The 21,868-nt window shown below is 47.7% G+C and carries 23 protein-coding genes; 9 read left to right on the forward strand and 14 right to left on the reverse strand.

All coding sequences use genetic code 11. The features are described 5' to 3' along the window. Window positions 1-2 precede the first annotated feature (2 nt). Entirely contained in the window at window positions 3-1,628 is a 1,626-nt protein-coding gene (locus tag J0A67_RS04015) for a hypothetical protein (RefSeq protein ID WP_206567979.1), read from the forward strand. 153 nt (window positions 1,629-1,781) lie between these two features. Here the strand turns inward: J0A67_RS04015 and secG are convergent, their stop codons facing one another. From secG to J0A67_RS04055, 8 genes are all read right to left on the reverse strand, one after another. Then, on the reverse strand, window positions 1,782-2,147 hold the full coding sequence (gene secG, locus J0A67_RS04020) for a preprotein translocase subunit SecG (protein ID WP_206567980.1): 366 nt from the start codon (window positions 2,145-2,147) through the stop codon (window positions 1,782-1,784). 10 nt (window positions 2,148-2,157) lie between these two features. Next, complete coding sequence (locus J0A67_RS04025) at window positions 2,158-2,904, reverse strand: DUF8458 domain-containing protein (RefSeq protein WP_206567981.1); 747 nt, start codon at window positions 2,902-2,904, stop codon at window positions 2,158-2,160. Between the two features lie 31 nt (window positions 2,905-2,935). After that, on the reverse strand, window positions 2,936-3,472 hold the full coding sequence (gene lptE, locus J0A67_RS04030) for an LPS assembly lipoprotein LptE (RefSeq protein ID WP_206567982.1): 537 nt from the start codon (window positions 3,470-3,472) through the stop codon (window positions 2,936-2,938). Further along, on the reverse strand, window positions 3,459-4,745 hold the full coding sequence (locus J0A67_RS04035; protein WP_206567983.1) for a sigma-54 interaction domain-containing protein: 1,287 nt from the start codon (window positions 4,743-4,745) through the stop codon (window positions 3,459-3,461). The genes lptE and J0A67_RS04035 overlap by 14 nt, the downstream gene beginning before the upstream one ends. Beyond that, window positions 4,742-6,217, reverse strand: a complete 1,476-nt coding sequence (gene miaB, locus J0A67_RS04040; RefSeq protein ID WP_206567984.1) for a tRNA (N6-isopentenyl adenosine(37)-C2)-methylthiotransferase MiaB — start codon at window positions 6,215-6,217, stop codon at window positions 4,742-4,744. Before miaB ends, J0A67_RS04035 begins: the two co-directional genes overlap by 4 nt. Before the next feature lie 124 nt (window positions 6,218-6,341). Beyond that, on the reverse strand, window positions 6,342-7,448 hold the full coding sequence (gene dinB / locus J0A67_RS04045; RefSeq protein ID WP_438839588.1) for a DNA polymerase IV: 1,107 nt from the start codon (window positions 7,446-7,448) through the stop codon (window positions 6,342-6,344). After that, window positions 7,441-8,745, reverse strand: a complete 1,305-nt coding sequence (locus J0A67_RS04050) for an anthranilate synthase component I family protein (protein WP_241265056.1) — start codon at window positions 8,743-8,745, stop codon at window positions 7,441-7,443. Before J0A67_RS04050 ends, dinB begins: the two co-directional genes overlap by 8 nt. A gap of 13 nt (window positions 8,746-8,758) precedes the next feature. Continuing rightward, window positions 8,759-9,481 (reverse strand): YceI family protein, encoded by a 723-nt coding sequence (locus tag J0A67_RS04055; RefSeq protein ID WP_206567986.1) that lies wholly within the window; start codon window positions 9,479-9,481, stop codon window positions 8,759-8,761. Between the two features lie 132 nt (window positions 9,482-9,613). Here J0A67_RS04055 and J0A67_RS04060 point away from each other — a divergent pair, with 132 nt between their 5' ends. The 3 genes from J0A67_RS04060 to J0A67_RS04070 all read left to right on the forward strand — a co-directional run bounded on the left by J0A67_RS04060 (window position 9,614) and on the right by J0A67_RS04070 (window position 11,877). Then, on the forward strand, window positions 9,614-10,135 hold the full coding sequence (locus tag J0A67_RS04060) for a gamma carbonic anhydrase family protein (protein WP_206567987.1): 522 nt from the start codon (window positions 9,614-9,616) through the stop codon (window positions 10,133-10,135). 96 nt (window positions 10,136-10,231) lie between these two features. Further along, window positions 10,232-10,753 (forward strand): hypothetical protein, encoded by a 522-nt coding sequence (locus J0A67_RS04065; RefSeq protein WP_206567988.1) that lies wholly within the window; start codon window positions 10,232-10,234, stop codon window positions 10,751-10,753. A gap of 257 nt (window positions 10,754-11,010) precedes the next feature. Beyond that, on the forward strand, window positions 11,011-11,877 hold the full coding sequence (locus J0A67_RS04070) for a type 1 glutamine amidotransferase (RefSeq protein WP_206567989.1): 867 nt from the start codon (window positions 11,011-11,013) through the stop codon (window positions 11,875-11,877). 92 nt (window positions 11,878-11,969) lie between these two features. On the opposite strand, the gene pyrE is transcribed toward J0A67_RS04070, so the two are convergent. Then, window positions 11,970-12,617, reverse strand: a complete 648-nt coding sequence (gene pyrE, locus J0A67_RS04075; RefSeq protein ID WP_241265057.1) for an orotate phosphoribosyltransferase — start codon at window positions 12,615-12,617, stop codon at window positions 11,970-11,972. Window positions 12,618-12,713: 96 nt separating this feature from the next. Between pyrE and J0A67_RS04080 the strand changes: the two genes are divergently transcribed. Beyond that, on the forward strand, window positions 12,714-13,391 hold the full coding sequence (locus J0A67_RS04080) for an NUDIX hydrolase (RefSeq protein WP_206567990.1): 678 nt from the start codon (window positions 12,714-12,716) through the stop codon (window positions 13,389-13,391). Here J0A67_RS04080 and coaD read toward each other — a convergent pair. The 4 genes from coaD to J0A67_RS04100 form a co-directional block, all read right to left on the reverse strand. Further along, window positions 13,388-13,843: a pantetheine-phosphate adenylyltransferase gene (coaD, locus tag J0A67_RS04085; protein WP_206567991.1), complete on the reverse strand. Its 456-nt coding sequence runs from the start codon at window positions 13,841-13,843 to the stop codon at window positions 13,388-13,390. The two genes, J0A67_RS04080 and coaD, sit on opposite strands and share 4 nt — an antisense overlap. 94 nt (window positions 13,844-13,937) lie before the next feature. Next, window positions 13,938-14,756, reverse strand: coding sequence for a DUF3822 family protein (locus tag J0A67_RS04090; RefSeq protein WP_206567992.1), 819 nt, complete (start codon window positions 14,754-14,756; stop codon window positions 13,938-13,940). A 12-nt stretch (window positions 14,757-14,768) separates the two neighbouring features. Further along, on the reverse strand, window positions 14,769-15,356 hold the full coding sequence (locus J0A67_RS04095) for a hypothetical protein (protein ID WP_206567993.1): 588 nt from the start codon (window positions 15,354-15,356) through the stop codon (window positions 14,769-14,771). 50 nt (window positions 15,357-15,406) lie between these two features. Continuing rightward, the gene (locus J0A67_RS04100) at window positions 15,407-15,916 is read right to left on the reverse strand and encodes an NUDIX domain-containing protein (RefSeq protein ID WP_206567994.1); all 510 of its coding nucleotides are present in this window, start codon (window positions 15,914-15,916) and stop codon (window positions 15,407-15,409) included. A 14-nt stretch (window positions 15,917-15,930) separates the two neighbouring features. Between J0A67_RS04100 and J0A67_RS04105 the strand changes: the two genes are divergently transcribed. From J0A67_RS04105 to J0A67_RS04120, 4 genes are all read left to right on the forward strand, one after another. Then, the gene (locus J0A67_RS04105; RefSeq protein ID WP_206567995.1) at window positions 15,931-17,379 is read left to right on the forward strand and encodes an ATP-dependent DNA helicase; all 1,449 of its coding nucleotides are present in this window, start codon (window positions 15,931-15,933) and stop codon (window positions 17,377-17,379) included. Between the two features lie 152 nt (window positions 17,380-17,531). Beyond that, on the forward strand, window positions 17,532-17,930 hold the full coding sequence (locus J0A67_RS04110; RefSeq protein WP_206567996.1) for a DUF1573 domain-containing protein: 399 nt from the start codon (window positions 17,532-17,534) through the stop codon (window positions 17,928-17,930). A gap of 191 nt (window positions 17,931-18,121) precedes the next feature. Next, on the forward strand, window positions 18,122-19,867 hold the full coding sequence (locus tag J0A67_RS04115; protein ID WP_206567997.1) for an ABC transporter ATP-binding protein: 1,746 nt from the start codon (window positions 18,122-18,124) through the stop codon (window positions 19,865-19,867). 112 nt (window positions 19,868-19,979) lie between these two features. After that, the gene (locus tag J0A67_RS04120; RefSeq protein WP_206567998.1) at window positions 19,980-20,597 is read left to right on the forward strand and encodes an LbetaH domain-containing protein; all 618 of its coding nucleotides are present in this window, start codon (window positions 19,980-19,982) and stop codon (window positions 20,595-20,597) included. Here the strand turns inward: J0A67_RS04120 and J0A67_RS04125 are convergent. Then, a complete protein-coding gene (locus J0A67_RS04125) occupies window positions 20,590-21,726 on the reverse strand; it encodes a sensor histidine kinase (RefSeq protein ID WP_206567999.1) in 1,137 nt (378 codons plus the stop codon). The genes J0A67_RS04120 and J0A67_RS04125 overlap by 8 nt on opposite strands. Window positions 21,727-21,868 lie beyond the last annotated feature (142 nt).

Here is a 21,868-nt window from a genome sequence, read left to right on the forward strand (position 1 = left end):
CCATGAAAATTATCCATGCGCTTTTTGGATTTTTTCTCCTTGGCTTGGGGGAAAGTGCCCTTGCCCAAATCCAGCCGAACTTCGAAGAGACGGTCGGTTTTTCCATTCCGAAGACGGTCTATTTCACGGGGGAGAAAATTTGGCTTTCCATCGACGTAGCCATTTCCTCTGGACCCACGCCTTCCCGCGTCGTCTATGCCGAACTCTGGAATCGCCACAGCGAATCTGTCGCCCTGGCAAAGATCCCACTCCAAGACGGTTTGGCTTTCAATTATCTTGAGATCCCGAGCGGTCTGCCTTCAGACCATTATCTGCTGCGGCTATTTACACGGGTGAGTCCCTATCAAAATCCCGATATCGGACTCGTGCAGGAATTTGTGACGGTGTTCAACCCACATATCCCTCCAAAGGTGGTGGAGTCGCGAGAGGTTTTGTCGATAGAGGAGGTTCCTTCCGAATTTTTGGAGTTTTCCCATTCTAGCCTATCGCCCGGAGAGCAGCTTCGCGTGAACTACATTGGATCGGACAGCTTGATAGAGCTTTCTGTCGCCGTTGCCAATCCTTTTCTGGACAGTCGAGGGCGGCATTTGTCAAAAATCCTCTATGACAAGTTGGAAGCAAAAGCATTGGTACCCGAGTTCTTTGGGCATATCATCGAAGCGAAGGCCCAAATAGATGGGAGAGACTCTAGCGGTTCTGGACTTTATTTTCTTTCTCTGCATGGCAAAAAATCCGCCCTGTTTACTGACAGGAAAAACGGGAAAGGCAATTTGTTAATTGATGCCGGAGGATTCAGACACTGGGATTACCTAATTGCGCAGCGAGATGAAAATCAACCCCTGGGCGATTTTGAGATTGTCGCGCCTAGCCCGCCAACCAAGTTTCGACAAGATTTTAGTTTTCCGACGCTGGAAATCAGCCCGTCCGATTCGACCTTCCTCAGAAAATTGCTCCTAGGAAGCCAGATCGGTGGCTACTTTGCGCAGGAATTTGAACAAAATGATATCCCGGTCGTGGAGGGGTTTGTTCCGGATCGCACTTTTTTGCTGGACGACTACATCCGTTTCGAGGACGTGGAGACGCATATCAAGGAGTACGTACCGGAGGTATTGGTTAGGACCCGAGACCGCCACAAGGAGCTTCGCGTACTAAATGCTCTGCAGGAAAGGTCCTTTGAGGAGAGCCCACTGATATTGCTGGATGCCATGCCGGTTTTTGAGCCGGATCGGCTGCTTCGGTTCAATCCCTCCAAGTTCAAGCAACTGGAAATTTATTCTCGCCCGTTTTTTCTGAACGACGCAAGGTTTGCTGGCGTGGTCAGCTTCAGTTCTTTCGACCATGAATTTGGCGGTTTTCCACTTTCCGAGAAGGCTGTTTTTATACCCTATTCGGGGCTGCAGCCTCCGGTCATGGAGAAGGAAAGGCTGTTCGAGGTGCCTAGGGAATATTCGAAGGAAACGGACTGGCGGACCGTTTTACATTGGTCGGAAGTCTTCGGGAGACGTGCCTCAGTTTCTGGCGTAACGGTCACGGCATCCTGGGTGAAGGGCAGATATCTGATCGAAGCGACGGTCATGGACTCCTCGGGAAAAATCAAACACGAAAAGGCTTGGTTTGAGGTCAAATAGCACTGGGGACGAAAACCTGGACTAAATCGGTGTTTCGTTGGCCTTGTAATAAATGAGAAGCTTTTCCTGATCCAGTACCTGTCAGGCATTTGCGATTTCAGGGATAAAAAAAATCCCGCTCAAAGCGGGATTTTTTTGATCTATGCCTTTGGATTAGTTACCTGTGGTATCTTCTTCCGTTGCTGTGGACGCCGCAGTGTCAGTTGATGGAAGTAGGCTCTCGTCACCAAATGCCGGAGCTACTACTTGCTGCTTGGCGCTTTCAATGTTTGGGGAAGAGAATTGGTTTGGCTGACTGTTGGTATAGAAAGCGGACGACACCAGTGACAAAGCCAAGATTGAAACCGCAAGGACCCAAGTGGCTTTTTCCAATACATTTCCTGTTCTGGTCACTCCCATGATCTGGGAAGCGCTGCCTCCGAAAGCCGCTCCGGCTCCTCCTTTTGAGTTTTGGCCCAAGATCACCAAGATCAGCAACACCGCCAAAATCAAAATAATTGTAATCAATACTGTAAACATATCTGTTAAATTATTCTTTCAGTTTTTCAATCAAGTCCGCAAAGTAAGCCCTTTTCTCGGGAAACTTCAAAATCAGCTTCTCATAAATTTCCCTTGCCATGGCTTTTTTTCCTTGGTTGATCAAAATCTTCGCAAAGGACTCGGAAAGTAGGTTGTCGTTAAGTTTGGTACTCGACTCAGCTAGGTTTTCGGTGTTTTGGTTGGCTTCTATTTCTTTGATCGTTGCCAGCTTGATGTCTTTTTTGCTGAATGCCTTGATCAGGTCAATCTGCTCTTTTTTCTTAGCATCTAGAATAGCCTTTTTTTCCTTTCGCTTGATCGTCTCAATCAGGTCGTCTTTCGGAGGCTGGCGTCTCTTTGCCGTGGGTTTCTCTGCTTTCGCTTCAGCCCCATCTGGATTCGAGGCTTTCAGCTGCTGTCCCAATTTTTTGAGGGATTCGGTTCTCTTTGACGGATCAGAAATGTTTTCGGGGCTTTCCGGCAGGAAGTCTACTTTAATTCCGTCCGATGTGGATTCTATGGCGAGAGGCTTTTCGATCAACGTTTTCAGCCATATCCGGTCTGGACTGGTAATAGCAGCTTGACCCAGTGCTTTGCTTTTTTTTGCTCCGTTTTTCAAATACTCATACCTGGCAGCGAGAACGTGCGGAATCTGGAAATAGGGGAAGTTCTCCTGGACTTTTTTGAGCTGCAGGAGATCGGCCTTTTCCAAGAGATCGGCTTTTTGAATGAGATCAAGGAATTGAGTGGCGTTCACAGGCTGGGTTTTGATTTTGAATATAGCAAAATTACCAGTTGGCTACCGTCGCGGTGAAGATATCCTGGATGATGACTTCGAAAATTTCCTCCACGAGTTGGTTTTCCACGTCCAGCAGGGTTACAGTCCTGGGATCGTAGTCCTTGAAGAAGCTAAATGGCTGTGTTTTGCTTTCTTCTTCGTTGGCCAGGTTGATGTATTCTACTTCCACGGTGATGGTAAGTCGCATCTGGCCGGCCCGGTCCGGCAGATTGGGATCATTGCTCGAGACGGCAGCTTGAGGGGTAAGGGTGTATCGGCTGATGGCACCGGAAAATTGCAGCTGCCCATTGGTATTGACCAGCTCCAGCTGCGTGTTTCGCTGGTAATATTCCTTGAATGCTTCCGTGAAGCGTTGTTCCAAATTTGGGGGGCCTCCGCCGGAATCGTTGAAGAAGTTCTCCACCGAGAAGGTTTTGACCAATTCATAATTGATATTGGTGCCGGTAAAACTATACTTCACTGAGCAGGCCTGAAGGGCCAGAAAAACCAAACACAGCAAAGGGAAAAAACGCCTATTCAATCTCATACTGTTTGATTTTTCTGTAGAGCGTCCTTTCAGAGATCCCCAGATCGCTTGCAGCATACTTTCGTTTGTTGTTGTGCTTGCGGAGGGCTCGGAGTATCATTTCCTTTTCCTTCTTTTCCAAGGAAAGGGAATTGTCATCCTCCTCATGTATAATGTCCTCTATGGCATCTTCCTCGTAGTCATCATTGTTGAGAGAGCTGTTTTTTTGTGCTTCCAAAACGAGGGGGACTTGGTAGGAAGGACCGCTTTCCATGTTTTCCTTTTGGGAAAATCCCGAATCCATATCTTCGAAAAGGCCTTGGTGTTTCTGCATGATAGAGGAGTTGATTCCTCCATTTTGGTAGGATTCAAGAACGAGCTTTTTAAGGTCGTTCATGTCCTTTTTCATGTCAAAAAGGACTTTGTAAAGCAGGTCACGCTCGGAAAAGTCGATGTGGTCTCCAGAACTTCCGGATCCCAAAGCCATGGGAAGGCGTGTGGTGTCAGCAGGCAGGTATTTGGAGAGTGTTTGGGCATTGACCTCGCGGTTTTCTTCCAAAAGAGAGATCTGTTCCGCGATATTTTTTAGCTGTCGGATATTACCGGGGAAGGCATACCGCATCAATAGTTCTTGCGCCTGAGCATCGAGACTGATGGGTTTTACGTGATATTTTTCGGAAAAATCGCCAGTAAACTTTCTAAAAAGCAGCACCACGTCTTCACCTCTTTCCCTCAAAGGAGGTACATAAATTGGGACAGTGTTAAGCCTGTAATAGAGATCCTCCCGGAATTTGCCCTTCTCGACAGCCTTGAGGAGGTTGACGTTGGTTGCCGTGATGACGCGGACGTTGGTCTTCTGGACTTTTGAGGATCCTACCTTGATAAACTCGCCGTTTTCCAAGACCCGAAGCAGGCGAGCCTGCGTGCCCAGTGGCATTTCGCCGATTTCGTCCAGGAAGATTGAGCCGCCGTCAGTCACCTCAAAGTACCCTTTTCTGGCTTCATGTGCGCCGGTGAAGGAGCCCTTTTCATGGCCGAAAAGTTCCGAGTCTATCGTGCCCTCCGGGATGGCTCCACAGTTGATTGCGATGAACTTGCCGTGTTTGCGCAGCGAAAGCGCGTGGATGATTTTGGAAAAGCTCTCCTTACCACTGCCGCTTTCTCCGGTGATCAGCACTGTCATATCAGTTGGAGCGGCCTGCATCGCAACGAGGATTGCCTGATTGAGAAGGGGACTGTTGCCGATGATGCCATAGCGCTGCTTGACGCTTTGGATTTCCGATGGAGTAATCATGCGAGAGCAGGATTTACTTCAAGTACCTCTCCGAACAGCGTGGCTTGGGAGACGTCGGTAATTCTGACCTTGACGTAGTCTCCTTTTTTAGCGCGGTCGGCTGGGATGATCACGACCTTATTGGCGGAGTTTCTTCCTTTCAGCTGTTGGTCTGATTTTTTGGCGGTTCCCTCGATCAGGATCAGCTGCTCTTGGCCCAGATCGAGCTGATTTCTCTCGTACGAGAGAGAGTTTTGCTTTTCGATAATCTCGGCCAGCCTTCTTTTTTTGATTTCCAAGGGAATGTCATCTTCAAATTTTTTCGCCGCCAGCGTACCTGGACGCTCGGAGTAAAAGAACATGTAGGAGAAGTCGTACTTCACGATGTCCATCAGGGTCAGTGTGTCTTGGTGCTCTTCCTCGGTCTCTGTGCAGAAGCCAGCGATCATATCGGATGATATGCCGCATTCATCGCCGAGAATCCTGCGAATTGCCGCCACCCGATCTAGATACCACTCCCTGTCATATGTACGGTTCATCAGCTCGAGTACGCGGCTGTTGCCACTCTGAACAGGAAGGTGGATGTATTTGCAGATGTTGTCGTACTTCCGCATTGTGTAGAGCACCTCGTCTGTAATGTCTTTGGGATGGGAAGTGGAAAAACGGACGCGAAGGAGAGGGCTCACTTTGGCGACCATCTCCAGCAAATGGGCGAAATTGACAACTTCGCTTACTTCGCCTTCTTTTTTGTTCAGACGGGCTTTGTTGTTCTCTTCGGGCGACCACTTGTAGCTGTCTACGTTTTGGCCCAGTAGGGTCACTTCGCGGTAGCCTCTTTCGAAGAGATCGAGTGCTTCAGCCACGATGGAATGGGGGGCTCTACTCCGCTCTCTTCCTCTGGTGAACGGGACCACGCAAAAAGAGCACATGTTGTCACAGCCACGCATGATGGAGATAAAGGCGGTGACTCCGTTGGAGTTGAGGCGGACTGGCGCGATATCGGCGTAGGTTTCCTCCCGTGACAAAAAGGTATTGACGCCTTTTTGACCGTCCTCGGCTGCGGAAACGAGGTTGGGTAGGTCCCGGTAGGCGTCGGGGCCCACGACCACGTCTACGATTTTTTCCTCTTGGAGTAAATTTTCCTTCAAGCGCTCAGCCATGCAGCCCAACACACCTATGGTCAGCTCAGGCTTGTTTTTTTTCACTTGGTTAAATTGGCTAAGGCGTTTGCGGACAGTTTGCTCCGCTTTTTCGCGTATCGAGCAGGTGTTCAGGAAGATCACGTCGGCTTGCTCAAAGTCAGAAGTGGTGTCGAAACCGTTTTCCTTCATGATTGAAGCGACGATTTCCGAATCGGAGAAATTCATCTGACAACCGTAACTCTCGATGTAAAGTCTCTTGGATTTTCCGGTGTTTTCGTCCACCGTGGTTTTGAAATCGCAGGCTTGCGCCTCTTCGGCACTAATGATATCTATGTCTTTTATCAAATCCATGAACTGGAGTTTATTCTGTGGAATTAGAAGGAAGCCTGACGGATTCGAAAACAATCAAACCCAAAAATCGCCCTTCAGGTTGCAAAATTAAGAAAATGCGGACAAAATGGCAGGAGTACTGCGTTTATTTCTTGGCTGGAGGAAGATTGAAGGGAATCTTCAATTGCTCTCCAAAATGGGCCTGCTCCTCGGTGACGTTAAGATTGGATAGCCCAAGGCCCAAAAGGCGCACGGGCTTGGTGATTCCATCCTGATGGAGGAGTTCCAGCGCTACTTCCCAGATTTGCTCTGGGTCGGGATACTGTTCCAAGGTCTTGCTTCGGGTTTGTAGCGTGAAGTCTGAATGTTTGATTTTTAGCGTGACCGTTCTGCCTTTGATGTCGCTTTTATCAATACGCCGAATGAGTTCCTCGAAGATTGCCATAAGGTTTTCTGCCATTTCCTTAGGGGAAACCAAGTCTCTTTCAAACGTGTTTTCCGCGCTCAGGGACTTCCGGATGCGGTTGGGTTGCACCGCAGACAGGTGGATTCCCCGAACGATATTATAGTAATGGAGTCCCGACTTGCCAAATTTCCTGGTCAGATACTGAAGCGAGAATTGCTTTAGGTCGGCACCGTTGTGGATTCCGAGTTTTTGCATTTTTTCGGCAGTGACTTTTCCGATACCGAAGAATTTTCCAATCGGCAGTCCTTCCAAAAACGCCTCGGCTTCTTCTGGCAAAATCACCGCCTGTCCATTTGGTTTGTTGAGGTCCGATGCTGTTTTTGCCAAAAACTTGTTGTAGGAGACCCCCGCGGAAGCATTGAGCCCGGTTTTTTCTTTGATCTTGGCTCGGATTTGCCTGGCGATCAGAATGGCAGACTTGAGTCCAGCTTTGTTTTCGGTGACATCCAAAAATGCCTCGTCCAGCGAAAGCGGCTCAACTAAGTCGGTGTATTCGTGGAAGATCTCCCGGATTTGGAGTGAAATCTCCCGATAGCGATCGAATCTAGGCCTGGCGAAGATCAGGTCGGGGCATTTTTTTGCTGCCAAAACCGAAGACATGGCAGAGAAGATACCGTATTTCCGAGCTTCGTAGCTGGCCGCCGCGATTACCCCCCTTGCCTCGTTTCCCCCGACCACGAGGGCTTTGCCCCGCCATTCGGGATGGTCCAACTGTTCGACTGAGGCGTAGAAAGCATCCATATCGACATGGATGATTTTCCGAATAAAGAGGGATTGGTCAGGTATGTTTTCCACTTAGCAGTTCCAGAATGGCTTCAGCCTTGAGTGCACATTCTTCGTATTCCTGCGCAGCAGAAGCATCGATGGTGATGGCACTTCCCACTCCAAAATAGAGCTTTTTTGCATCCAAATCCGCGATGATGGAGCGAATGACCACGGAGAAATCGAAATCGCCTTCCTCATCCATCCAGCCGAATGCTCCAGAAAACCAGCCCCTGCGAAATGTTTCCTCCCGCTCGATGATTTTCATCGTGCTGATTTTTGGAGCTCCGGTCATGCTTCCCATCGGAAAGGTCGCGTCGATGATTTGCCTAAAGGTACTCTCCGGCCGCAGCTCACTCCTAACTGTGCTAATCATCTGAAATACCCTCGGCAGAGGGTAGATTCCAAAGAGCTCCTTCACTTGTACTGTTCCCGTTTTTGAAACCCGGGCCAAGTCGTTACGGGTCAGGTCAGTGATCATTAGATTTTCCGCCCGCTCTTTTTCGCTTTCCAGAAGCAATTTTTGATTCAAAGTGTCTTGGGCCTCGTTTTGGCCCCTTTTAGTCGTTCCTTTGATGGGTTGGGCGATCAACTGATTCCCACACTTTTTGAGATAGCGCTCCGGCGAAGCGGAGACCAACCATAGGTTTTCTGCTTTGAACAAGCCGGAAAACGGCATTTTAGAAAGTTCGTTGAGCCTGAAGTAGGCAGCGACAGGATCCCAGGACTCAAATTCTCCAGAGTAGGCCTGGCAAAAGTTCGCCTCGTACGTATTGCCCTCCCGAATTTCATTTTGGATAATTTTGATTTTCTCCAAATAGACGTCTTTGGGAACCTGTGGAGCGACATCGCAGGTTAGGTTTCCTCCTTGCGGCGGAGCAAAGGCCTCCAGTTCTTCTAACCATTGATCCGAAAGCTGATACTTTGAAAAGACACCATTCTCTGTTAGCTGGATGGAAATTTCAGGTTCAAAAAAGCACAGTTCCGGTAGGTGAAAGAATTCGGTGTTAGTGCTGCTCAGGTTCTCGATTTTGTTTTTGAAATCATACGACAGAACCCCCACTTTTTCCTTTGGGTAGTTTTTTTCAAAAAGCTCTTGTTCAGTCAGTCGGGTTTTTCCGGCAAAAAACAAATTGTCAAAAGGACCCTGCGGATAAGCATGACTATTTCCCTCAAAGTAGGCCATGTAGGGGAATTTTTTTGCCCCCCAGTGAAGCAGCGTCGGCAGCAGACGAGATTTTGGAATTGGATAAAAATGGGGATAGGACTTCATCGGAAGGCAAAAAAAAGAGGAATTCCGCGGAATTCCTCTTTCTAGCATTGTGGTTTTGGTTTTATTTGGCAGTTACATCCAGTTCCAAAGAGACGTTGTTGTAGATAAACTGGTCTTTGGCTTTGTTTGCAGGATCAGATTCCTCACCATAGGACAAGCCCCAGTCGATTCGATTGATATTAAATCCGGCTTTCGCGGACACTTCTCCTTCAGATACACTCACTGCTGCTGGGAACTTAATGTTTTTGGTAGTTCCGCGCATAGTCAGATTGCCGCTTATCCAATGGGTTGGATTGGCTGGAGTCAATTCAGAATTGTGCTTAGGAGCGTGTTCTGAGGCATACTCTTCGGTGTCGGCTATGGAATCTCCCGAATGAAATGGTTCGACAGAAGTGATTTCAAAGCTTGCGGTTGGGAAATTGGCAGCGTCGAAGAAATCAGGAGATTGCAGGTGACCATACAACTTGCCGTAGTTTTCGTCAGTTGCCGGGATGTCTTCGATTTTTAGGCCTGGAACGTCAAAGGTGAATGAACCTCCGGTAATCTCATTTCCGGACACGGTCACTTCGCCACTCGCGGCGGGAATTTCACCATAGTGCTCACCTGCAGGCTTATATCCTCTCCAGCCTATGGTGGATGAAGCAGTATCCAAGGTTAGCGTTTTTCCTTCTCCGACAGCGACTTCTTGGGCTTCGGAGGTTTCCACTGTGTTGCTCGGGCCCCCACAGGCAAAGGTGATCGCTGCAGCGGCTACAAATAGTCCTAGTTGGTTAATTTTTGTCATTTTTTAAATGATTGAATTGGTTGAAATTATATGTATAGACACGTAAACTGATTCTGTGGCAAAAAGTTCACCATAGAATTAAAATCTTTAATTTTCTGACTGAAATTTTTCTACAACATCTACCAAAAACCTATGGCTTTGATCCTCAGTGTGAAAGACAAGACCCCCGAGTTTGGGGAAAAGTGTTGGCTTGCCCCCAATGCAACAATAGTGGGGGATGTGGTTATGGGAAAAAACTGTACGGTATGGTTTAATGCCGTAATCCGAGGGGACGTTCACCAGATCCGAATCGGTGATGACACCAATATCCAAGATGGAGCGGTGATCCACTGTACTTATCAAAAAGCGCCAACCTTTATTGGAAATCAGGTCTCAATTGCACACAACGCAATCGTCCATGGGTGTACCATCCACGATCGGGTACTGATCGGAATGGGAGCCATTGTGATGGATGGAGCAGTGATTCACTCCGATTCAGTCATAGCAGCTGGCGCTGTGGTTTTGGCGGGCACCGTGATAGAGTCCAATACGATCTATGGAGGTATGCCTGCAAAAAAGCTAAAAGAAATAGGTGATGAAATGCGTGAAGTAATCATGCGGACAGCCAGAAATTATCCCATGTATGCTCAATGGTTTACGGATTCAGAAAACTGATGTCCGTGGATGTAAAAATGATTTTCAAAATAAAACCAGCAAAGCTTTTGACTTTTTTTCTTCTTTGGTACTTTAGCCCCGCTGAAATTTTTTACCATGAAATCACTTTTTCAATTTCTCAGCAGATGGAGAAATCTCCTGTTGCTGTTTTTCCTCTTCGTGTTGTTCAATGGCCTCCTCAACTCCATTTTGCCTAAAAAGCATGCTTTGGATTTGATGTTTGCTTATTCCGCGGACGATGCTTATGCTGCCTTGGCCCAATTGGATAGAGATCAGCTAAGTGTCTATAGCGTAGGAATCTGGGTATTGGATATGCCCTACATTGTGATTTATGGACTCCTTTTCACAGGACTTCTCCTCAAAATCTGGAAGCGCACGGTCGTCGTTTGGCTTCCGCTTGGCATAGCTACAATGGATCTTTTTGAGAATTTGTCGATATCGAGAATTTTGTATCTCTTTCCGCTCAGACAAGAATTCTTGGTGACCGTTGCTTCATTTTTCACGACAAGTAAATGGACAATGGTGGGTTTTTTGGTATTGTCGATATTCTGCGGTTTGATTTCAAGCATCGCTTATCGGAAGCGTTTTTTTGCAAAATCTGCCGGGCTTAGGATTTGACCATTTCTTCGTCGTGGCGTCAGTGAGATCTTTCATCTGATATTCTGTTCGAATTTGGCGATTGTTCGAAGTTTGCCGTCCAATTCCAATTTGAATTCTATTTTCCGCGTGGTAGTTTCTAGCCAATTTTTGATAGGCTTCAGTCTGCCCTTCCGGACAATTGTTTCCAGCACGGAGTGATAAGCAGGTGATTCTCATAAAAGGACAAGTTTGCGAAGGATAAATTCTCAAACGTGTAGTATTCGTGAATACGGCGAATGCTTACATTTACTGAAAACAAACCTAACTGCGCCGTGGGAAGGAAGAAAGTAAATCTGGCTATTCTGGACATGTATGATGGCGAACCCAATCAAGGCATGCGGTGTATACACGATATTTTGGGCAGGTTTTCGGATGTAATCAGCTATAGGGAATTTGACGTAAGGGGAAGAGCCGAGCTGCCGGATATTAGGAATTTCGACATTTTTATCTCTACTGGTGGGCCAGGAGATCCTCGGGAAGGCGACGGAAATTGGGACTTGCTCTACAATGAGTTCCTCGACCAAATCTGGATTTGGAATCAAAACCATTCACAAAAAAAGCAGCTTCTGCTGATTTGTCATTCCTTCCAGATGGCCTGCAAGCATTTTGGACTTGGGCAGATCACCCAGAGAAGGTCAACATCTTTCGGAGTCACCACGATACACAAGACCCCAGAAGGATTGAATGATCCGCTTTTTGCGGGCTTGGACAACCCGTTTTGGTCAGTGGACTCGAGGGATTATCAGGTCGTACAGCCAAACGGTAGAAAATTCAAAGCATTGGGAGCTAAGCTAATCGCCCTGGAGAAAATACGAAACCACGTTGAATTTGAGCGGGCGATCATGGCAATTCGATTTTCCGAAGAAATAGTGGGTACCCAGTTTCATCCTGAAGCTGATCCGGTTAGTTTTCTCGAACATCTGAAAAAGCCTATGGTCAAAGAGAAAATCATAGAACTCAAGGGCAAGGCCAAATTCAGATCCATGCTAGAGGATCTGGTGGACCAGGAAAAAGTGTATAAAACCAACGAGACACTGATCCCCAATTTTCTGGAGCAGGCCATACGAAAGCTGAAAGTGGCAAGCGCGCCTACCTTGATCTGATTTTTCCGGCTTTGCAAAAAGGTCATCCTGTAATGCTCTTTTATCCCGGATTAGGTTTCAGGAAGAAAAAAAGCCGGATTTCCGGCTTTTTGCTAGTCTTTCATCCAGTTTCCCGGATCCTTACGCCACTCAGATAGCGAGTCCAGCGTTTCGGAAGTGATGTATTTTTTTGCGACTGCGCGGGGAAGAAGTGCGTCGTAGTGACTCAGACATACTAGCTTGATTCCTGCATTGGTGAAGTTTTCGTCGGCTATCGGGAACCCGTAGCTGAATATGGCCACCATGCCCAAGACTTCAAATCCAGCCTTTTTAAGATCTTCGGCAGCTTTCAGGGAGCTTCCTCCGGTGGAGACCAAGTCCTCAACTACCACGACCTTTTGACCGGGGACTACCTGCCCTTCGATCATGTTTTCCATGCCATGCCCCTTGGGTTTGGATCTCACATAGATAAACGGGAGCCCAAGCTCGTTGGCGATGAGTGCACCTTGAGGAATCCCTGCAGTGGCTACGCCGGCGATGGCTTCTGCATTTTGGAAAAAGTGCTGGATGCTTTCTACCAAGCTGTCTCGGATGAGGTTTCTGACAGGGGGGAAGGAAAGAGAAAGCCTGTTGTCGCAGTAGATTGGGGATTTCCAACCCGATGCCCAGGTGAAAGGCTTGGTGGGTTGGAGGCGTATCGCCTGGATTTCCAGGAGTTTGTCGGCTACTTCGGCCGCGATGCTTGGGTCTAAGATTTCCATGGCTTCAAAATTAGTACAATCATTTACCTGAAGATTGTACTGCCTGTTTTTTTTATGCATTTTTGGCCAAGACACCATTATTGTTGGATTTTAATCATGAAAATCTTCGTCAATGACAAGCCGGTAGAGTTGCTGAGCTATGAGGAACTCGATCCCGCCAAGTCTTTTGATTATACTTTTTCCAATCTTGAGGAGCTGCCTTTGGATATCCATTGGGAAGAGGATATACTTTTCCGCGAGCCAAGCCATGACATTATCATCCGGTTGCTGTATCTACTTCGGACCAGAAAGATGAAGGAGCTGGACTCAATAACGCTGGTGACCAAGGACAAAAAGGCGCTGAAGGATTTTATAAAAAGCCGGTTTTCGATCATCAAGGCAGCGGGAGGAGTTGTGTCCAAGAAAGACAAAGTCCTGATGATTTTCCGATTGGGCAAATGGGATTTCCCAAAGGGGAAATTTGACAAGGGAGAGACTCCGGAAGAATGCGCAAAGCGTGAGGTGGAGGAGGAGACCAATGTCAGGGTAAAGCTGGGGCCCCACATCTGCAACACTTGGCATACCTACACCCAAAACCGAAAGAGCATCCTTAAGAAGACTTATTGGTTTGCGATGGATTCAGTGAACGATTCTAGTATGAAGCCTCAGGCGGAGGAAGGGATTGACGACATCGTTTGGCTATCCGAGGCAGATGCAAAAACAGCCTTGATCAATTCCTATCCCTCGATGCGGTATTTGTTTAAGCACTACCTTAAAAACCACATCAAATCCTAAACCGGATAGGGGAGAAACTCGCTTACGTTTCCGCCATAGCGATGTACCTCACGAATCACTGTCGAGCTGATAGCGGCGAATTGCGGAGAAGTGATCAAAAATACGGTCTCCAGTTCCTCATTGAGATAGCGGTTCATTTGGCTGATTGTATTTTCATATTCAAAATCAGTCGTGTTTCTCAGCCCCCGGATCAAGAATTGGGCACCGTAGGTCTTGGCCAGTGTCGAAGTCAGCTCATTGTATACCACCACTTTTACCCTGTCTTCCCCCTCATAGACTCCCTTGATCTTGGAGACCATCAGGTCAATATCGAAATACCTGTTTTTTTTGGTAGAATTGTACCCTATTCCTATGATGACCTCGTCAAAAAGATTGAGACTCCGCAACACGATGTCGTGGTGGCCCATGGTGTAAGGATCAAAAGATCCAGGAAAAATGGCTATCTTTTTCATGTGCGTATAATGATTTTGTTATGGCAACATGGAACCTCCCATGATGGATAATCGCCCTATTTTTTGTTGCCTGAGACATGCTCGATTCTCCCCACTATTCGTATTGCCAGTAAGACTCCAAGACGTTTTCAGACTTGAGATGCTTGAAGCCGTGGGAATAGTTTTGGTTGGAGTGCGGATTTACGAGACGGAAATTTTGGAAGTAATCTCTCCCCCAAGCTTCCGTGATGTCGCTTTTTTCTGTAGCACCAAAGAGGCTTACCCTCACATGATTCCTGTCGTATGCCAACTGGTCGATGGTAATCAGGACATACTTGAGGATGTCGTCCCTCCCGCTGATGTTGAAGAAATTGAAAACGCTGAGATCCTGATCGGTAAATGCGGCAAGGTAGATATGGCTGTCGAAATAGTTTACCAGAATCTCTTGGCCGATTAGATTAAACCGTTCTTTGAAAAGATAGGAAAGAAAAGAACAGCTGCCGTGGTGCAAAGTGATCTCAGAGAATCTTGCGTCGAGATTTTTTCTCAGTTTGGATGAGATGAAGCTGAGTACCTGAAGGTTGTTGCTGTCCAGTGGGGTAGAAAAAAAGTGAGGATCGGCAGGTGGATTTTCGGCAAACTGAAGGTATTCCCTTTCTTTTCCCGGCTGAAATAGCACCCCTGGAACGAGGCTAAAACCCGGCTGATGAAAATAGAACTTGGAAGGCACGTCGTTTCTCAGCAGAGGATCTGTACTGAATAGCCCCTCAAGATTTTGTAGCTCAAAATTGCGGTAGTGGTGGATGACGATATTCGCCTGGTTTTTGTCTTTGGCAAATATGAAGAGCGATCGGGGGTAAAGAAAAAGTGATAAGCCCGCTGTGTCCTCCACATCAAACTTATCACTTCTATAAACCTTAAGGTTGTTTTCCAAAATCCAAAGGGATTATTTCCAGTTACCTTCAGTAGAAGCGTCGGTTCTGGATCCAACTCTCAAGGCTTTTTCGTTGTTGTTCATTCGTCTTGCCGGATTGACTGGAGACGGGTCGCGGATTTCGAATACGTTTACAGTGTAGGCACCTTCATTTTTCTCGATCTTGCTGGCAAAGAATTCAAATTGTTTTCCGCCGGTGCCAGGCACGACAGGAAGAAGTTCCACGTTGAAATCAGGATGCTTTCTTTCGTTGAACAAGGAGTCCATCACACCCACAGAACCCAAGGTGTCAAACTTCACGGTAATTTCCTCAGCTCCATAGTCCAGCAACTTGGTGGTTTCAGTCCTTTGAACGATCCAGATGGTACCGCTTTCGATAAAGGTCTTCAATGAATCCCAAGTGCTAGCGTACTTCCCATTAGATGCCTGGTAAGCCAGTTGGGCATCGCGAAGCATTTCCAGCTTTTCGATGGTAGCAGCTTCGAGCAAAGCGATTCTTTTTTCTTCTTCTACTACGTCATCCACGCCTTTCCATAAAAGATAGCCGAGGAACGCAGCAACTGCAAAGAATACTAATGAGAGAACTTTTGTAAGATTCATTTTGATAGAGATTTAGAAATCTGGTTAAGGTTGAAGGTTTTTAAAACGTGCTATTTTATAGAATTATTTCCAAAATTAAAATATCCCTTCCACAATCCCAGCTCAGAAAGGGATTTAATTCCCCAAAAGATCTGATGGAGTGAACGGGCTGGAAGGGAGCGGATTTCGTCAATGGATTTCCATGAAATCTCTTGAAGAATCTGATTCCCTACCGAAAGCTCGGGGTCATTTCCCAATTTTACACTGCCGTTTATCCTTTTTACCTCAAAAAAATGCTCCATCGCATGCAGCGGCGGATCGAGGTATTCGTGCACAAAGAGATACGGGCCAACGAATATCTCCAAGTTGGTTTCTTCCAGAAATTCCCTTCGGAGATTCTCTGCAGCATCGGTACCATAGTGCATCCCTCCTCCGGGCACTGACCAGAGCATGCGTCCATTTCCCATGCGATGTTTGACCAGAAGGATGCGGTCATCTTCGATCAAAATCCCATTGACTCGGGTTCTAAGCTGATTTCCGAATTTTGCTTTTATTTCCTTGCTGATATTGTCTTCTGACATCTACATTCGTCTCTATGGGAACAGATAGCCGGGCAGAAATTAAACCATCGAGACTGCTAAGTAAGTATTTTCCGTTTGCCCCGACTTCCGGTCAGGCGGTTTTTTTCAAAAGGATGGATGATTTTCTGATCAAAAAACCCGAGACAAAGCCGGTATTCATCCTCAAGGGCTATGCAGGTACCGGCAAGACTTCGCTGGTTTCGGCCTTGGTCAAGGTTTTGCCCCAGTTGGAGATGCGCTCGCTCCTTTTGGCCCCGACAGGTCGCGCGGCAAAGGTCATGAGTAATTACTCGGGCCGGGGCGCCTATACCGTACATAAAATCATCTACAAACCCAAAGGTGATCCGGGAACTCTCGGAGGAAGTTTCACCCTACAAAAAAACTACTACAAGGACACAGTGTTCATAGTCGATGAATCCTCCATGCTTGCCGATGATGGGGGCATGTCGGGGAATCTACTATGGGACTTGGTCCAGTTTGTTTTTTCCGGCAAGGACAATAGACTCCTCCTGATAGGGGATACTGCTCAGCTTCCCCCAGTGGGAAGTGAATATAGCCCGGCGCTGGATGCAGGCTACCTTCAGCGGCACTATCGGCTGGAGGCTGACCAAATAGAACTCTCCGAGGTGATGCGCCAGCGCCTGGAATCTGGAATCCTTTTCAATGCCACAGATCTCAGGGATCAGCTTGCGCTACCCGAGCCGAAAGTCAGAATTCAGACTAGCAGTTTCAAGGACGTGTTTAAGATGACGTCGGAGAGGCTGGAAGATGGGCTGCGGTATGCCTATGATAAATACGGTACCGAAAATTCAATCATCGTCACCCGATCCAATAAGGCCGCGGTACAATACAACCTTTACATTCGAAGGGTGATCCATTTTTTCGAGGATGAGATCAGCACCGGGGACCTTCTCATGATTGTCAAAAACAACTACACCTACATGGCAGACTCCGAGAAAGTCAACTTTCTTGCCAACGGGGACATGGTCGAGGTGATGAAGATCCGGAGTTTTGAAGAGATGTACGGACTGCGGTTTGCCACGTTGGAGCTGCGATTGCTGGACTACCCCGAGGAGCCTTTTTTTGAGGCCAAGGTGATACTCGATACACTTTACTCACCGAGCCCTTCCTTGTCTCGGGATCAGTATCGGAGCCTCTATGAGCAGGTCGCGGAGGACTATGCCGATGTGGCAAACAAAACCGAGCGGCAGGAACACATCCGGAAAGATCCCTATCTCAACGCACTTCAGGTCAAGTTTGCCTATGCGTTGACCTGCCACAAGGCACAAGGAGGGCAGTGGAGAGCGGTTTTTGTGGATCAGGGATTTCTTAATGAGGATCAGATTGACAAGGAGTTTGTGCGATGGCTCTACACGGCCATTACCCGAGCTACCGAAGAGCTGTTTTTGGTGAATTTTGCTCCCTCGTTTTTTATGAAAGCGGTAGAAAACAAGCCAGAGTAAAAGCTTCTAGGTTGAAATCTTTCATATTTTTTGAGCCCGTGATCTTTTTTTTTGGCATGTTTTTTTCACTTTTGATGCTGCGAAGCTTGGTTAAAAGAAGTTTGACAGTTCGCTGAAAATCGAAATATTTGAAAATCAATTCTGATAATACCATGAAAAAACTAGGAATTCTATTGAGCCTGTTTGCTTTTGCCCTGGTGTTCCGGGCATCTGCCCAAGAGCAGGCATCGGGCGCCGTGATTACATTCGAGGAGAAATCCGTGGATTTTGGTGACATCGTGCAAGGCGCCAAAGTGGAGCATACTTTCGTCTTGACCAATTCGGGAAGCGCCCCCTTGGTCATTTCCAATGTAGCCGCGACCTGCGGATGTACTGTGCCTAGCTGGCCCAAAGAGCCTGTTGCTCCAGGGAAGTCAGCAGAGATCAAAGTCTCCTTCAATTCCACGGGAAAGATGGGAAAGCAAAACTCGGTAGTGAGGATCTATTCCAACGCTTCTGAGCCCATCGAGAAAATATCACTGATCTCCAACGTTCTCCCCAAAACAAACTAATCGGTTTGTTTTCATATCCTAAGCCTGTCATGATTTGACAGGCTTTTTTTTTGCGCATCGGGCAAAAAAAAAGGGGGATGTCCTCACTCACTGGCCGCTCTTTCCGCTCATTTGCGTCGCCCTAAAAGAAAGAAGTAAAAAAGGAACCCCCGAATCGATTCCTGGGTTTCCCATTTTAGTTTTTAAGCAACATGGCAAAATCAAAAGAGCGTCGGGTCACCATCCGACAAGTATTCACCACCATCGTTTGGCCCAGAAGAAAACACTTGTTTTTAGGCCTCTTTTTGATTGTCATCAGTAGGTTGGCGAGCTTGGTTTTGCCGGGGGCGAGCAAATACTTGGTCGATGACGTGATTCCCAGCAACGACCTCAACATGCTAAAGTGGCTGATACTTGCCGTTGTTGCGTCCATTGTCGTCCAGTCCGTCACATCCTATGCCTTGACCCAGATCCTGAGTGTCGAAGCCCAGCATTTGATTGCCAAGCTGCGCTCGCAGGTTCAGAAGCACATCATCAAACTCCCCATCCGCTACTTTGACAATGCCAAAACCGGAGAACTGGTGTCAAGAATCATGACGGATGTGGAAGGAGTGAGAAACCTCGTTGGGACGGGTTTTGCCCAGATGGTTGGCGGGATTCTTACCGCCATCATTTCCTTGGCTTTGCTGATATCGATCAGTCCGATGATGACCTTGTATGTCCTGCTTCCCGTAGTGGTTTTCGGATTGGTTTCGCTGAAAGCTTTTGGCAAAATCCGTCCGATCTTCAGGGAGCGGGGCAAAATCAACGCCCAAGTGACAGGCAGGCTTACTGAAACGCTCGGTGGCATCCGCGTCATTAAGGGATTCAACGCCGAGCAGCAGGAAATCAAAACCTTTGAAAGGGGCGTAGATGAGCTTTTCCAAAATGTAAAGGCAAGCCTGACCGCCACAAGCGTTGTCACTTCGGCAGGGGCACTTCTGCTCGGGCTAGCCTCGGCGGGCATCATGGGAATAGGCGGATATATGATCATGGAAGGCCAGATGACATTTGGCGATTTCTTGGCCTTTACCCTCTATCTGGGATTCATGATCGCCCCAATCGTCCAGATGTCCAACATCGGAAGCCAATTGACAGAAGCGTTTGCAGGACTGGACCGGACGGAGGAGATCATGAATACTCCCCTGGAGGCGGATGATCGGACGCGCACGGTCTCGCTGGACCGGATTGATGGCGATGTTGAGTTTCGTGATGTGTCTTTCGCCTACGAATCCGGCAAGGATGTCGTGAAGGGAATTAGCTTCACCGCGCCGGCGGGCTCTGTGACTGCCTTGGTTGGTTCCTCCGGCTCTGGAAAGACCACTATTGCGGGGCTTGCAGCCACTTTCCTAAATCCCGACGCGGGACAGATTCTTCTTGATGGGAAAGACCTCCAGGCTGTCACACTGGATTCATTCCGATCCCGGCTTGGGGTGGTCTTGCAGGATGACTTTTTGTTTGAAGGTACGATCCGGGAAAACATCCTTTTCCCGAGGCCTGATGCTACTGAAGAACAGGTGAAAAGTGCGGCCCGGGCAGCCCATGTGAGTGAATTTACCGACAGGTTTGAAAAAGGTCTCGATACCCTGATCGGTGAGCGTGGCGTCAAGCTCTCCGGTGGACAGCGACAGCGGATTGCCATCGCCCGGGCGATACTGGCAGATCCGAGGATCTTGATTTTGGACGAGGCTACTTCCAATCTAGATACGGAGTCCGAGTCTTTGATCCAGGCCAGTTTGAAGGAATTGATGAAGGGAAGGACCACATTTGTCATCGCTCACCGCTTGAGCACTATCAGACAGGCTGACCAAATCCTGGTAATCGAGCAGGGCAGGATTGTAGAGCGGGGACAGCACGAAGAGCTAATCGCACTGAAGGGCAGATACTACCAACTCTACACTTATCAAGCTAGGATTTAAGCTCGCCAACCTTAGGGTTTCGTCTTCAAGAAATAATTCGGCTTAGTGTCATTTTTTTAGTTTTAGATTCTTATTTTTTCATAGGATTGGCTAAATCACGTCCGAAACTCTCATGAACTTGATTATAGCGGGAGCAAACAAATTGGGAGAATACCTAGTGAGAAATTACTCGCAATTTGGCCTGCGTTGTGATTTATTAGGGTTTGTAGACGACCGCAGCAGGCTGAAGGGGAAAAAGTGTGCGGGATTACCGGTTTTGGGGTCTTTTGATGCGGTCATGGAGGTGGAGAAGGCGGCGGTGGTGTTGGCCATAGACAGCCCGAGCCTTAAGGTGGATATCGTACGGCGGCTGCTCTATCACCCTTCCCTCAACTACCCCAATCTTTTTTCCAAAAATGCCTGGGTCTCCCGGGACTGCATCTTTGGCAGGGGGAACCTCATACTGGAGGGGAGTTTGATCAATTTTGGAACCCAAATCGGTGATTTTAATACAATCGACCGCCACTGTTCCATCGGGCACGAAGCCGTCATCAGCAACTATAGTTATCTAGGGCAATCGGTGAATGTGGGCGGTTATAGCTTTTTGGAAGATTCGGAGACAATAGGTAATGGCGTCGTCATTTCCCAGGGAGTCAGAATTGGGCGGGATACGGAAATCGGCCCCGGTGCCCAGATTGATGGGGATCTTCCCACGGAATCCAAGATCAGGGCGAAGCCAAGGGCTACTTGATCGGGAAGGAAACAAAAAATTCCGATCCGATTCCAACGCTGCTTTTAAACCAGATTTCGCCATTAAGTTTTTTGGTCAGTTCCCTCACGATGTTGAGTCCCAGGCCTGTTCCTTTGATGTTTCCTACGTTTTTTGCTCGGTAGAAAGATCCGAAGATTTGCTCTTGCTCTTCCTTGGGGATCCCCAAGCCGTAGTCTTTGACGGAGACTTCAAAATAAGATCCTCGCAGCTGCAGACTAACCTCTGGCTCGAGGGATCCCTCGGAATACTTCAGCGCGTTGAGGATCAGATTTCTGAAAATATGTACCAGGAGGCTTGGGTCTGTCCAGACGGCGACGTCTTTCTCCGGCATAGAGAAGGCTACAGTCCTTCTTTCGAAGTTCTCCCTGTTGATCGTGTCCACCAAATCCTTCAAAAATTCGCCGATGAGGATTTTTTTCAGCGAGATTTTCATTTCGGGCTGTATGCTTTTTTCCAATAGCAGCACATCGCTGGTGATGTCGGTGAGGCGGTTGGTTTGGGTGACGATCTTGTCCACGTGATTCAGGACTTTGGCCTTAATTTCTGGAGTGAAATCTTTTTTCAGTAGCATATCGATCAACAGCGCGCTGCTTAAAATAGTGGCGAGGGGAGTCCTAAATTCGTGGGAAGCCATCGATACAAAGCGGGATTTGAGCTGGTTGAGCTCTTTTTCCTTAAAGGCGATGTCCTTGAATTTTTTGAGGGAAACTTCCCGCTCGGTCACGTTTCGGCCTATCGCGATGATCGACTGCACCGCTCCGGCTTGCGTAAACTGTGGCTTGAATTCAAATTCTATCAGGAATTTCTTTTTCGTCTTGGGCGTAGTGACGGGAATGACCATTTTCTGATTGGGTTTCATCAGAGGAAGGGAGGGGAAATTTTCCAAAATCTGGTCAACCTTTTTACCAATTGCCTTCTTCACCGGAATCTCCAGGGTGTTTTGGAGTGACTGGGATACAAACTCCACTTCCATGGAGGCATTGGTCAGGATAAGGATGTCTTCGGATTGATCGAAGATCATCTGTAGGATTTCCCGCTCGGAAAAACCAGAGGGAAGAATGGGATCGAGGGAAGATTGGTCCGAAAAGTTCAATGTAGCGGGGAACAAGGTGGAATTTACCTGATAATTTTAGAATACCAGCGTGCTGTTGTGAATGCCGACCAAACCGTCTTTATTTTGATGGTGCGCCTTTGGCTACAAAGGACGCTCGATCTGGAACAGACGCTAAATTAGACTTTCCAACCACCTT

It is taken from the genome of Algoriphagus aestuariicola (assembly GCF_017254835.1).
Classification (GTDB): domain Bacteria; phylum Bacteroidota; class Bacteroidia; order Cytophagales; family Cyclobacteriaceae; genus Algoriphagus; species Algoriphagus aestuariicola.